General features: G+C 72.8%; 9 protein-coding genes. 4 read left to right on the forward strand and 5 right to left on the reverse strand.

Annotation, left to right across the window (positions count from 1 at the left end; genetic code table 11):
• Nucleotides 1-28 precede the first annotated feature (28 nt).
• Complete coding sequence (locus ACIBIW_RS13245; protein WP_399335270.1) at nucleotides 29-1,450, reverse strand: multicopper oxidase family protein; 1,422 nt, start codon at nucleotides 1,448-1,450, stop codon at nucleotides 29-31.
• 550 nt (nucleotides 1,451-2,000) lie between these two features.
• Here ACIBIW_RS13245 and ACIBIW_RS13250 point away from each other — a divergent pair.
• The 3 genes from ACIBIW_RS13250 (at nucleotide 2,001) to ACIBIW_RS13260 (ending at nucleotide 8,346) form a co-directional block, all read left to right on the forward strand.
• The gene (locus ACIBIW_RS13250) at nucleotides 2,001-5,141 is read left to right on the forward strand and encodes an AfsR/SARP family transcriptional regulator (protein WP_399335272.1); all 3,141 of its coding nucleotides are present in this window, start codon (nucleotides 2,001-2,003) and stop codon (nucleotides 5,139-5,141) included.
• A 431-nt stretch (nucleotides 5,142-5,572) separates the two neighbouring features.
• On the forward strand, nucleotides 5,573-5,968 hold the full coding sequence (locus ACIBIW_RS13255) for a hypothetical protein (protein WP_399335274.1): 396 nt from the start codon (nucleotides 5,573-5,575) through the stop codon (nucleotides 5,966-5,968).
• A gap of 143 nt (nucleotides 5,969-6,111) precedes the next feature.
• Complete coding sequence (locus ACIBIW_RS13260; RefSeq protein WP_399335276.1) at nucleotides 6,112-8,346, forward strand: DEAD/DEAH box helicase; 2,235 nt, start codon at nucleotides 6,112-6,114, stop codon at nucleotides 8,344-8,346.
• Here ACIBIW_RS13260 and ACIBIW_RS13265 read toward each other — a convergent pair.
• Both ACIBIW_RS13265 and ACIBIW_RS13270 read right to left on the reverse strand, forming a co-directional pair.
• Nucleotides 8,336-9,661: a hypothetical protein gene (locus ACIBIW_RS13265; protein WP_399335278.1), complete on the reverse strand. Its 1,326-nt coding sequence runs from the start codon at nucleotides 9,659-9,661 to the stop codon at nucleotides 8,336-8,338. The genes ACIBIW_RS13260 and ACIBIW_RS13265 overlap by 11 nt on opposite strands.
• Nucleotides 9,662-9,755: 94 nt before the next feature.
• The gene (locus ACIBIW_RS13270) at nucleotides 9,756-10,724 is read right to left on the reverse strand and encodes a hypothetical protein (RefSeq protein WP_399335280.1); all 969 of its coding nucleotides are present in this window, start codon (nucleotides 10,722-10,724) and stop codon (nucleotides 9,756-9,758) included.
• A 233-nt stretch (nucleotides 10,725-10,957) separates the two neighbouring features.
• Here ACIBIW_RS13270 and ACIBIW_RS13275 point away from each other — a divergent pair, with 233 nt between their 5' ends.
• Nucleotides 10,958-11,545 (forward strand): hypothetical protein, encoded by a 588-nt coding sequence (locus tag ACIBIW_RS13275; protein ID WP_399335282.1) that lies wholly within the window; start codon nucleotides 10,958-10,960, stop codon nucleotides 11,543-11,545.
• 165 nt (nucleotides 11,546-11,710) lie between these two features.
• On the opposite strand, the gene ACIBIW_RS13280 is transcribed toward ACIBIW_RS13275, so the two are convergent.
• Together ACIBIW_RS13280 and ACIBIW_RS13285 are read right to left on the reverse strand one after the other, a co-directional pair.
• Nucleotides 11,711-12,850, reverse strand: coding sequence for a pyridoxal-phosphate dependent enzyme (locus ACIBIW_RS13280; protein WP_399335284.1), 1,140 nt, complete (start codon nucleotides 12,848-12,850; stop codon nucleotides 11,711-11,713).
• Nucleotides 12,851-12,906: 56 nt separating this feature from the next.
• A complete protein-coding gene (locus tag ACIBIW_RS13285) occupies nucleotides 12,907-13,101 on the reverse strand; it encodes a hypothetical protein (protein ID WP_399335286.1) in 195 nt (64 codons plus the stop codon).
• Nucleotides 13,102-13,284 lie beyond the last annotated feature (183 nt).

Raw genomic sequence — 13,284 nt, forward strand, 5'->3', positions numbered from 1 at the left:
GCCGGGGCCCGGCTACATGTCGCAGGCGTCAGGACAGCACTTCGTACTGCGCCATCATCCCCATCGACGAGTGCTCCAGCATGTGGCAGTGGTACAGGTACCTGCCGGTGTGCCGGTCGAAGCGGGCCTGGAGCCGCACCGTCGAGCCGTTGGGTATGGCCACCGTGTCCTTCCAGCCCGCCTCGTGTCCCGAGACGGGGGTGCCGTCGCGGTCGAGGACCCGGAAGTGGACGCCGTGCACATGGAAGTTGTGACGGAACGTCACGTCCTTGTTGTACACCCGCCAGATCTCGTCCGCGCCGAAGGCGACCTGGGTGTCGACGCGGTCCGGGTCGTAGACCTTGCCGTCGATGGTCGGGTCCCCGCTGACCGGGTCGAAGTCGAGGACCACGTCCCGGGTGACAGTGGCGGCGCCGAGCGCGGGCAGCGGCCGCAGCCGGTCGGGCAGCAGGCTGTCGTCCGGTTCCGGGGCGCCGACGTCGAAGCGCAGGACGTCGCGGGTGCGGTCCACCGCCTCGGGGTCGGTATTGGTCAGCACCAGCCGGGTGCCCTCCGCGTACCGGGCGAAGTCGACGACCACGTCGACGCGTTCACCCGGTGAGAGCGCGACGGTGGTGGCGGGCACCGGGGCGGGCAGCAGCCCGCCGTCGGAGGCGATCTGGGTCAGCGCGTCGCCGTTGTCGAGACCGAGCAGATAGTGCCGGCCGTTCGAGGAGTTGAGGAGCCGCAGCCGGTACTTGCGCCCGCTCACCTTCATATACGGCTGCGGACGGCCGTTCACCAGCAGGATGTCGCGCTCGGCCGACCCGTCGAGCATCGAGAACGCGATGCCGCCCTGCTCGTCCAGCTTCACGTCGCGCAGCATCAGCACCACGTCCTGGTCCCCGGACGGCAGCCGCAGGCAGTCCTCCCACGCGTCGCTCAGCAGATAGGTGCCGGCTAGGCCGAGGAAGACGGACTCGGCCTCGGTGTGGTGCGCGTGGTCGTGGTACCAGAGCGTCGAGGCGACCTGCTGGTTCGGGTAGGTGTACGTGCGTCGGCCGCCCGGCATCACCATGTCCATCGGCTGGCCGTCGTCGGCCGACGGGGTGTGTCCTCCGTGCAGATGGACCGAGGCGGGGACGGTCAGGCCGTTGGTGTGTGTGACGACGGTGGTGCGGTCGGCCCTGGCCCTGATCGTCGGTCCTGGGAACAGCCCCCCGTACCCCCTGACCCGGGTCGTGACCCCGGGGAGGATCTCGACGTCGGCCTCCTTCATGGTCAGCGCGTAGACGTCGCTCGTCAGGGTGCGGCGCACGGGCCGCAGCACCGGCGGGACGCTCAGTGGCACGGTGAAGGGGGCGGGGGGTGTCACCGCCGGTGCCGTGCCGGCGGCGGCGCGACCTCCGGAGAGCAGCAGCCCGGCACCGCCGAGCGCACCCAGCCTGATCGCGCTCCTCCTCGTCAACATGCATGGTCTCCCTCGCTGTTGGGCCCCCGGCGGGCGACGCACCCGCCGTGGCCGCGTGGGCGGGCGCAGGCCCGCGTCCCGCACAGGGTGCCGGGCGGTCATGGAGCCGGGCTGGAGAGCCGCCGCACGGCGCCCGGCGCGCGGCACGGGGCCGCCCACCACCAAGCCCTTTCGCGCTGCTCGCAGCGGACGTACGGCGCAACGGACGCACCCTCCCGTCCGACCCATCCGAGGCATGTCTCGCGGCCGACGCGCCCTTCCGGCCCGAGGCACCTCTCGCAGCCGACGCGCCCCTGCCACTCGGCGCACTCCTCCCGGCCGACGCACCCCTCCCACCCGGACATCTACCGCATCGCCCCCGACGCTCCTCTCCGAGGCGCCCGAGCCGGGCGTCGTGAATCGGCCATCCGAAAGGAACCATGCTGAAAGCGGCCAACTTTGGACACGATCAGATCCCGTATAGCCGCGGATGGTTCAGGTGTGCGACGCTCTCTTCGCTCTCTCTTCCTGGATATTCCCGGATGTTGACCGCCCGTACTGGCGGGGAGGCATGGTGGAGTTCGAGATCCGACTCTCAGGACCGGTCACCGTGCACACCGCGGACGGCGGCGCCCACACCCCCGCCTCCACCAAGACGCGTCTCGCCTTCGCGGTGCTGGCCTGGGAGGCCGGCCGGCCGGTGAGCGTCGACAAGCTCGTCCTGCGGGTGTGGGCCGACGCGCCCCCCGCCAAACCGCGCGACGCCATGCACGCGCACATGTCCCGCATCCGCGCCATGCTCCGCCGCCTGGGCGCGGACGCGCCCGCGCTCACCAGCGGCAGCAGCTCGTACACCCTCGGGGTCGACCCGGACCGGGTGGACCTGCGCCGTTACGTCGCCCTGGTCGACCGGGCCCGCGCGCTCGCCGAGAGCCGCGACGAGCCCGGCGCCCTGCGGCTGCTGCGGGAGGCCGAGCCGTTCGCCGCCGAGGAGCCGCTGGCCGGGATCAACGCCGACTGGGCCGACCACTTACGCACCGTCGTCGGCGAGAAGAGGCTGGCGGCGGGCGCCGTGCACAGCGGCATCCTGCTGGGCTCGGGCCGTTTCACCGAGGCCATCGCGCTCCTGACCGCGCTCGCCGAGGACTTCCCCGCCGACGAGGCCCTGGTCGAACGTCTCGCGCTGGCCCTCCACGGCAGCGGCCGCACCGCCGAGGCGGCCCAACTGCTCTACGGCACCCTCCAGCGGCTCTCGGGCGAGGGCCTGCACAGGAATGGGCGGCTGCGCCGCATCCAGCAGGGCATCCTCACCGGTGTCCCCGCGACCGCCCTCCTCCAGCAGACGGACGACGCCCGCCCCCAGGGTGGCGCCACCGCGACGGCCAGGCAGCCGCCCCGCCCTCCCGCGACGACCGTCGTCGACAACTTGCCGAGGGACATCCCCTGGGTGGGCCGCGAGGAGGAACTGCGCCATCTGACCGGCGCCCTGACCGAGGACACCCCCGGCGGCACCACGGACCGGGTGGCGGTGGAGGCCATCGACGGCATGGGCGGCGTCGGCAAGACGGCCCTCGCCATCCACGCGGCCCACATGCTGCGCGACCGCTTCCCCGACGGACGCATTTTCCTGCCACGGAGGGCGCATGCGCTGGAGTCCGCGCCCCTCAGTACCACCCGTGCTCTCACCGATCTGCTCCGTCTTGTCGACGGCCCGACCCGGCTCCCGGAGAACGAGGAGGAGTTGGTCGCCCTGTGGCGCTCCACGGTCCGCGACCGGCGCATGCTGATCATCCTCGACGACGCCGCGGGAGCGGACCAGGTACGCCCCCTGCTGCCCGGCGCATCACCGACGGCCGTGGTCATCACCAGCCGCCGCAGACTGACGGGGCTGCCGGGGGCACGGCTGATCTCTCTGGACATCCTCCCGCCCGCCGACGCGATCGCCCTGTTCAACCGCAAGTTCGACGCCCGCAGGGCGGCCCGCTCACTGCGCGACGAGGACACCGCGCAGTTGGTGCGTCTCGGCGATCTGCTCCCGATCGCCGTGGAGATCCTGGCCAGCCGCCTCCTGGCCCATCCGTCCTGGCACACCTCCCACCTTCTGCGCCAGGTCAGGGACGAGGACCGCCGTCTGTCGGAGATGCGCGACGGGGAGCGCACACTCACCGGAGTCTTCTCCTTGTCCTACCGCGACCTCACCCCGGTACAGCAACTCGTGTTCAGAAGAGTCGCCCTGCATTTCGGTTCCGAGTTCGATCCTCACGCCGCCGCCGCTTTGGCCAATGTTCCAGTGGACCAGGCCGAGCACACTCTTGAGGATCTGCTCTCGTGGAGCCTGTTACGTGAGCCGTCGCCCAGTCGCTTTACGGCGCACGACTTGCTGAGGGCGTACGCCCGGGGCATCCCCGAGCCCGACGACAGCGCCGACGGTGCGTCCGGAAACGGCCAGGGCGCCGAATCACGGCGGGCGCTCGAACGCCTCGTGGACCACTATGTGTCGGCCGCGAGCCGCGCCGATCGGCTCGCCTATCCCTACCGGGTCAGAATTTCCGGACCGGTGTCGTCGACCGGAGGATCTTGGCCGGGATTCGGTGACGCCTCGGCCGCCGAACAGTGGTTCCTGCTCGAACGGCGCAATCTGCTCGGTGTCCTGGAGTGGCTCGAAAACAACAGCACTTCGCAGCGGCTTTCGACGGCCGTCCACGTCCTGGCCGGATTCCTCGAAGCGGACGGCCACTTCCCCACGGCCGCCCCCCTGCTGCACCGGGCCGTGGCCCACTGGCGTGGCACCGGCAGGGCCGCTGAGCAGGGGCGGGCCCTGCTCGACCTCAGCTCGGCCTGCACCGGGGCGGGGCGCTACGGGGAGGCACAGGCGGCGGCGCGCGAAAGCCTCGCGCTCGCACGGTCGCTCGAAGACGTGCGCCTGGAATGCGAGGCGCTCCACCGGCTGGCGCTGATCTTCTGGTTCACCGCCCGCTATGCGGAGGGACTGCCGCTGCTTGAGAGGTCGTTGCGGCTCTCCTCGGAGGCGGGGGACGGTCTCAACATCGCCAGAAGCCAGAACCTCCTGGGCGTCGTCCACCATCACCTGGACCATCAGGAAACCGCGGTCAAGTATTTCCGCCTCGCCTATACGGGCGCTACGGCCGTGGGGGATATACGCGGCAGGTATATGGTGCTCAACAATATATCGGAGCGCCACCAGAAGATGGGCAACCATGCGGAGGCGGAACGCACGCTGCGCGAGGCGATTCAACTGGCGGAGGTGCTGGGGAAAAAAGGGGAAATGGCGACCCTTACCATGAACCTCGCCAACACCATGACCGTGCTCGGCAGAGCGGCGGAAGCGCTCGACCTCTATGAGAAAGCCCTTCCCGAGTTACGGGCCGTGGGTGACGTCAGGGGAGAGGCGCTGTCGCTGAACTCCATGGGGGTGGCGCTGCGGCACCTCGGCCGGAGCGAGGAGGCGCTGCCGCGGCACGCCGTGGCGCTCGGCATGGTCCGACGACTCCAGGCGGCAGGCGACGAGGTCACCACCCTGATCGACATGGCACTGGCCGAGTTGGAGACCGGCAGGACCGCGAGCGCGGAGCGTCGGCTCCAGCTCGCCGCAGGCATTGCGGCACGCATCGGCGCCCGCACCGACGAGGCCCGCGCAAGGGCCCGCCTCGCCGAACTCGACGGCGTGGGTCATTTCGACGGTGATCGCTAGATAGCGCCATCAAGGACGCGCCTCGGGCAAATCGGCGTGCAATGCTGAATGCATATGCCAGATGAATTTGCAGGTTTTACATTGTGGGGGATCGTGTAAACCGCGCCGCTCGATGAGCCGTACACTCCAGATCGTCCATCCTGACGTTCACTGGCGTACGGCTGCCAGAGACCGGTTACGCACACCGTTAAGGAAAAGCGCCACCCGTGAAAAATCCCCGGAAATTCGTCCTGGCCGTTTTCCTGGCCGCCCTGGTGTCTCTCCCCGTGGCCTATACGTGCATGGCCTACGCCACGCCCGTCTCCGTCCCCGAGGGCTCGGCCTGAGACCCCCGCTCGCGTCGGACAGCCGACGATCCCGCGATCCCGCGCCTCGGCTCCCCCCCCCCAGGAACCGAGGCAAGCTCGTCCCCGGGGCCGTACTCTCCCCCCATGTTCGAAACCATCCGCTGGCGCTGCTTCCTCCGTGTGCGGGATCGGCGGGCTGCCGAGCGGGTCGTGGGGCGGGTGGAGCGGGTCATGGGGCGGGAGGTGCGGATGGAGCGGTACGAGAGGTACTGGAAGATCCCCGAACTCGCCGAGGTGTGGCTGGTGTCACCGCTGCACCGCACCACCGCGGAGAGCGCGCTGCTCACCACCCTGCGCTCCGCCTGGCAGGTCGCCACGCCCTGGAGCCTCGCGCCACCAGGGCCTGGCCCGGGAGAGGAGTTCGAGGGCAGCGCGATCCTCGACGCCGGTGCCCGCTTCGCCGTCCCCGGTGTCGAGTGGATGCAGTTCTTCCTCAGCGAGGGCGGGAGCCGGACCGCGGAGGGGGACGAGGGCGGCTGAACGGGAGGCGTCCCGCGCCTCGCCCGGCCCCGGCGGCGGAGGTAGCGCCGTACCCGTAGGCGACCACGGCCGCCGAGGCCGCCCGCGTCCCGGGCCGCTTACCCCGGGGGCGTGCGTGGAAGGATGGGGGCGCGGGAGGACATATGGGGGACGGGGCCGAGGCGGGCTCGCGGGTGCCGCGACGGGCGCCCGCCGAGCTGCTCGAACGCGCCGCGCGGCTAGGGGAGACCGCGCGCACCCTGCTCGCCGACCACGGCGCCGCCCGCGACGCCGTGCGCGCCGCCCTCACACCGCTCCGCGAGGACCTTGTGCTGCGCGAGCTGGACGGCATCCCCGCCTCCCGGCTCAAGGAGCTGACCCACGGGCGGCTGCGGCTCGGCGCCCTGGAGGACGCCGGGTTCACCTCCGTACGCGCCCTGTACCTGGCCCACCGCTACGAACTGCGGCTGATACCGGGCGTCGGCGCCCAGACCGCCGACCAGGCCATCGCCGCCGCCCGCCAGTTGGCGGAGGCGGTCGCCGACACGGTCGCCGTACGCTTCGACGTCGAGCACCCCGAGCCGCGCACCACCGCGCTGCTCGCCGCGCTGCGCCGCTTCGTGGAGGCGGGCCCCCAACTGCCCAGGGCCCTGGAGGCCGCCCGCGACCTCCAGGGCCGCCTCGACACACTGCTGCCGCGGGCGCGCCCCGCCGCGGGGCGGCTGCGGATGCTGTTCGCCGGCCGCGAGGGCAGGGCCCGCGCGCTCGCCGCGCTCGCCGACACCGCCGCCCTCCTCGACGACGCCGACCGGCGCGAACTGCCCCTGCTGCTCGCCCAGATCTCCGTCGACCTGCTGCGCGAGCCCACCTCGGACACCGAGGCGTGGGTCGACTTCGAGCTGCGTTCCGCCGAGTACTACAGCCTGCTCGCCGAGGTCGCGGAGGTGCCCGAGCTGCCCCCTGGCGGCGAACTCGGCGCGGCCGAGGGCTTCGTGCCCTCCGACGTCGTCACCCGGGCGCGCTCCCAGCACCTCGACGACACCCACCGCAGGGTCTCGCTCCGCGGCTACCAGGCGTTCGGCGCCCGCTTCGCGCTCGCGCAGCGCCGGATCATCCTCGGCGACGAGATGGGCCTCGGCAAGACCGTGCAGGCCATCGCCGTCCTCGCGCACCTCGCGGGCGAGGGGCACCGGCACTTCCTCGTGGTCTGCCCGGTCAGCGTCCTCATCAACTGGACCCGGGAGATCACCTCCCGCAGCACCCTGCGCGCGGTGCCCGTGCACGGGCCGGACCGCGCCGACGCGTACGAGGACTGGCGGCGCGACGGGGGCGTCGCCGTCACCACCTTCGACGTGCTGCGCGCGCTCGCGCTCCCGGACCCGGGGCAGGCCCCCGAACTCCTCGTCGTCGACGAGGCGCACTACGTCAAGAACCCCGTCACCCGCCGCTCCCAGGCCGTCGCCGACTGGGCGGGGCGCTGCCCGCGCGTGCTGCTGCTCACCGGGACCCCGATGGAGAACCGCGTCCAGGAATTCCGCAGCCTGGTGCGCTACCTCGACCCCGGGCTGGTGCCCGCGGTGCGCGCCGAGGACGCGGCGGCCGGCTCCCAGGTGTTCCGTACCGCCGTCGCGCCCGTCTATCTGCGCCGTAACCAGAAGGACGTCCTGCTGGAGCTGCCCGCGCTGATCCAGGTCGACGAGTGGGAGGGCTTCAGCGACGGCGACCGCGCGGAGTACCGCAAGGCGGTCGCCGAGGGGAACTTCATGGCCATGCGCCGGGCCGGATACGCCCGCCCGGCCACCTCCGCGAAGCTGGCCAGGCTGCGCGAACTGGTCGCCGACGCCGAGGGCAACGGCCTCAAGGTCGTCGTCTTCTCCTACTTCAGGGAGGTGCTCGCCGCCGTCGCCGACGCGCTCGGCGGCAGCGCGCACGGGCCGCTGTCGGGCGCGCTGCCCGCGGACCGCAGACAGCGCGTCGTCGACGAGTACGCCGCGGCCCCCGGGCACGCCGTGCTGCTCTGCCAGATCCAGGCGGGCGGCATCGGCCTCAACCTCCAGGCCGCGTCCGTCGTCATCCTCTGCGAGCCGCAGGTCAAGCCCACCCTGGAGCACCAGGCCGTGTCCCGGGCGCACCGCATGGGCCAGGTCAGGACGGTCCAGGTGCACCGGCTGCTCGCCACCCACAGCGTGGACGAGCGGCTGCTGCACATCCTGGCGGACAAGGAGCGCCTTTTCGACGCGTACGCCCGCCGCAGCGCCACCGCGGAGGCGGTCCCCGACGCGACCGACGCCTTCGACGCCGGGCTCGCCCGCCGCATCGTGGAGGACGAGCAGCGGCGGCTCGCGCTGCGCCCCCGCGAACCCGAGGACGCGCCTGGTCCCGACCCCTCTAACGCCTGAACAGGCCGAGCAGCCGCGACCCGAGCCCGCCGTGGCGTGCCTTGAACCGGGCGAACCCGGAGCGCAGTTCGGGGTCCGCCACGGCGTCGAAGACGGCGCGTGCCTCCGCGCGTACCGCCGGGTCGCCGTCGGTCATCAGCTTGAACAGGTCATAGTCCTGGCGGTGCAGAACGGCCAGCGCGCGCTCGCCGACCCGGGGGTGCGACGTGGCGGCGTACAGCGCGCGGACCAGCCGCAGCGGGGCGTCGGGCGCCATGGTCGAGGTGTTGGCACGCTGGGCGAGGCGCAGGGCGAGCAGCAGCTCCTCGTCGTCCGGGACGGGCGACGTCCTGGTGAGGACGGTCTCGACGGCCCGGACCACGTGGGAGGACTCGACGGCGAGCCTGCGGAGCCGGTACGCCAGCTCGCGCCCGTGGCCCGGCGGATTGCCCCGCGCCGCAACCGCGATCGCCGCACGGACGACATGGGCCGGGGGCCCGGCCTCCCGGCCGAACGGGTGGGGCGCCTCCTCCGCCTCGGGCCCCTCCTCGGGGCAGAGCGCCGCGATGGCGCCCCACTGGGCCCCGGTGTCCTTGTCGTCCATCGCCACGAAGACCAGCGCGTCCCGCACCTCGGACGGGTCGGGCCTGCCGGTGCCGTCGTCGGGCAACTCCTCCATGAGGTGCAGGAGACGTACGCGGGCGAGCGGCGCGGTCTCGGCCTCGAACCGCTCTCTGGCCTGCGCCAGGGTCACTCCGTAGCGCCTGACGGCCCTGAGGAGGGGGGCGTACACGATGCTGCTGTTGACCCGGTGGTCGACGAGCGGCACGGCGTCGAGCAGCGCGGGGACCGCCCCGTCCGCGTGGATGTCGCACAGCGCGGCGGCCGCCGCGGGGATGCAGGCGGGGTCGGAGAGCGCGGTGGTGAGAACGGGCCCCGCCTGCCCGTCGCCCAGCATGTGCAGTGCCTCGACGATGCCCTGCTTGAGGTCGTTCCGTCTCCCGGCGGCGTGGTCGCGCGCGGGCCGCTCGGGCAGGCTGTCGGTGGCGACGGTGCGGTGTGGCTCGATGTTGTCCATCGAGCCGTACTCGTCGCCGAGCCGGTCGCTCTCCTCGTACCAGATGTCCCACACCCTGGTCACGGCCGCGGTTCGCTCGCGGTACGCGCTGGTCTCGGCGAGGAGGGCTTCGAGCCGTGCGACAAGCGCGGTGACCGCCTCGGGCCCGCGCTCCCGCAGCGCGGCGACGGCCTGCTCCCTCGGGGTCGGTCCTTCGACACCTGTGTCGCTGCCGCGCCAGCGTTCCAGCCTGTCGATCAGTCCGTCCAGGTCGTCCATCGGTCTCTGCCTCCGTCGGTCGCCGCGGCTGTCGGCCACCGTAACGAGGGCTCCCGGGACGGGTCCCGGCACCGCCACCGGAGGCCGGGGCCGCTCAGTCCTCGATCCTGAAGACCCCGATGTCGTCCGCGAAGACGCCCTGCTGGGGAACGGTCTGGCTGATCGAGCCCTCGACGCCCACCCAGCCGTGGAACTGCCCGTTTTCGTCGATGACTTGAAGCATCGGCTTGACGTGCGAGTTGCCCGTGTAGCACTTCTTCCCGGCCGCGTTCGCCTGCCGCCAGCCCCACAGGGTGTCGCGGCGGTGCCCGACGGGGGCGCGGGCGGGGGAGATGTAGTACTCGGTGGCGCCCGGCCGGCCGGGGCTTGTCTCGCCGCCGATGCACTGGCCGCTGTCGCACGTCTTCCAGTCCCGCAGCCAGAAGGGGTTGCCGTCCGCGTGGTCGATGTACGGGGTGCTGCTCGCCTCGCTGGTCTTCCACAGGTAGTAGCGGTGGATGTACGCCGACCAGTCGAGGGAGGCGAGGGACCCCACCGGCACCCGGGCGTCCCAGGCGGCGTTGGAGCCGGCGCCGAAGCCGTGGGTGACGTGGTAGTTGCTCGCGGAGAACTCCACCTCGGCGAGCGCGCCGTCCGCCTTCGACGTCAGCGTCCACTCCTCCCGGTCGCCCCCGCTCCAGGTGACGCGGAGCTTGTCGCCCGTGACGGTGTAGGTGCCGGAGAGGGTGGAGGAGGCGCCGGTGGACTGGTAGCCGCCCGCGGTCAGCACCGTGCAGTCGCGGGTCGTGCAGCCGCTGGCGAGGAAGCCCGTGGAGGCGCGTTTGACGCGTGTGTCGTTGGACCAGTGCCAGTGCCGCTCGGTGACCTGGCCTGAGGGGGTGAACGTGTACTCGCCGAGCCGCACCCAGTTGTGGGTGGAGTCGGCCCGCAGGTCGCCCACGGCGATCGCGAAGTCGGCCTTGCCGAGCGGCAGTCCCGCCGCCTGCGCCGCCGAGGGGGGAAGGAAGGCCGCGAGGAAGGCGGTGACGGCCAGCAGTGCCAGGGTGGTGACGCGGTGTCGCATACGCGCTCCCGAAGGGGGCCGAAGGCTGGGCCGGGTCATGGGCCCGCCGCCCCGCCGCGGGCCGCGCCGACCCTAGGGCCCCCGGCTGTCGTGCGGGTGTCCCCGCGGTGAGCGGGAGCCGACTGCGCGACGTCCGTACGGCGAACCCCCGGGCCGGGGGCGCGCGCACGCCACCGCGGCGGGGGCCGCTCTCGCCGGGCCCGGTGTCACGGGCGCCGCCTATCCTGGGCGGCGTGCCGACCTCGATCTACCACGTACGCAAGACGTCGCTGGGGCTCAAGCGCAAGTACCGGATCTCCGCCGACGACGGCAAGGGGAGGCCGGGCGAGCAGCTCGGCTACGCGGAGAAGCAGCTCAAGGTCTCCGACGTGCTGGACATCTACACCGACGAGCGGCGCGGCGAGCGGCTGGTGACCGTCAGGGAGAGTTCCGCTGGCTGGCTCGCCGCCCTGACCGGCTACGAGGCGTTCGGCCACGGGGACCGGCTGCTCGGCTCGTTCGGGGTGCTGCCGAAAAAGTCCGTCAGCCGTACGACCTGGGAGTTCGAGCAGCCCGGCCTCGGCAGGCTCACCGGCACCGAGCGCAGTGTCGCGACCGCGCGGGCCCGGCGGCTGCTGACGCTCCTGGACACGGTGGGAGAGGTCGCCGGGGCGCTGGTGAAGTACCACTTCGACTTCGAGCGGGACGGCGAGGTGGTGTTCAGCATCGACAAGCCCAAGGTGTTCGACGACTGGTACCGCCTGACCGTGCACGAGGAGGCCGTCGACAGGCAGTTGCTTTTCGCGCTCGCGGTGACGATGGAGGCTCGGCAACGGGGCTAGGGCGGGGGCCGAAGGCCCAGGGGGCGGCCGAGCGGAGCTGCGGGGCCATGTACGGGCCCGCAGAAGCCCCCCGGCGTACGGAGCCCGTCCCCCGGCCGGAGCCTCCCCGGGTCCCGGAGCCCCCGAAGCGCCCCCCGGAGCCCGCCCCTCGGAGGAGAGAGCAGCCTAGGAAGCCGCCGCCATCCCCGTCTTCAGGCCCGCCCCGCACAGCGGCACCACCGCCGAGCGGACGTCCGCACGGAACGCGGCGTCCTCGCGCACCGCGGCCCAGCAGGCGACCCCGGTGGACTCCACGTAGAGGCCGCGCGAGGCCAGGTCCCGCTGGGCGTGCCTGATCTGGTCCTCCGTCACCGTGAGGAACCGTCCGCCCGAGGCGCGTACCGCGCGCAGAATCTGCCGGGCCCGCGGCGGGCGGGGGATCGCGATGCCCTCGGCGAGGGTGGGCGCCACCGTGACCTGCGCCTCGGGAAGGCCCTCCGCGCCCGCCCGCCAGGCGGCGGCGAGCGGCGCGACGGCCGCCGCCTGCACCGCGTACAGCGCGGGCCTGCGGCCGATGAGCCCGGCGCCGTGCAGCTCCTCCACCGCGAGGGCCGCGCCGAGCAGCAGCGTGCCATTGCCGACCGGCACCACCAGCACGTCGGGCAGCCGCCCGCCCAGGTCCTCCCACAGCTCGTGCACATAGGTCTTGGTGCCGTGCAGGAAGTACGGGTTGTGCACATGGCTCGCGTAGAACGTGCCGGGGGTGTCCGCCGCGGCCCGCGCCTCCCCGGCCGCCGCCTCCCGGCCGCCCGCCACCACCACGACCCGGGCGCCGTGCGCCTCGATCTGCTCCAGCTTCTTCGCCGAGGTGCCCTCGGGCACGTACACCGTGCAGGCGAGCCCGGCCCGCGCGCAGTACGCGGCGACGGCGGTGCCCGCGTTGCCGCTGCTGTCCGCGACCACCCGCGCGGGCCCGAGCCGCAGCGCAAGCTCCGCCAGCATCACCGCGCCCCGGTCCTTGAAGGAGAGGGTCGGCATCAGGAAGTCCAGCTTGGCGTCGATCCCGTCGCGCAGGCCCACCAGCGGGGTCCTGCCCTCGCCGAGCGACACCGCGGGCCCGTGCAGCGGCAGCGTCTCCGCGTACCGCCACAGCGAGTTCACCCGGCCCGTGAGCGACTTCAGCGGGGCCGGGGTCGGGGCGAAGTCGAGGTCGAGCGGGCCCCGGCAGGTCGGGCAGCACCAGTCGAGCGAGTCGGCGGGCACCCGGGTGCCGTCGGCCGGGCAGAACCGTCCCGGCAGGGCGTTCGTGGCGGGCAGCGCGGTCATGATCCGTAGGATATGCGCCCGCCGGGGCGGCCCCGTGGCGCTCGTCGGGGCGGCGGCTACGCGTCGAAGCCGCCGCCCGCCCCGCCGCCGCCCGCCGTCAGCGGGGTGGTCGTCAGGTGCAGCGCGCGGCAGGCGCGTGGCGCGGGGCCCGGCAGCGGCATCGTGGACGAAGGGGCGGCGGCCGGGGCCGTCGCGGGCCCGCTTCGGCCACGCGCGCGGCGCCCTTCGCGGCGACGGAGGGTTCCTGTCAAGGACGCAGCATGCTCACCGCGCGTCGCGCCCGCGGCGCCCCCGGGAGGTGCGCGGCTGCAAGCGGCATGAACTCGGCGTCGGCACAAGCGGATTCACCGCTACCGGAAAACCCGCGCGGACCTGCGAGGGAGCCGCCGGCCCCCACCCCGGGGTAATCACATCGGGTGATTTCTTGGCCTTTA

Origin of the sequence: Streptomyces sp. NPDC050560 (assembly GCF_044457285.1) — a bacterium.
Taxonomy (GTDB): domain Bacteria; phylum Actinomycetota; class Actinomycetes; order Streptomycetales; family Streptomycetaceae; genus Streptomyces.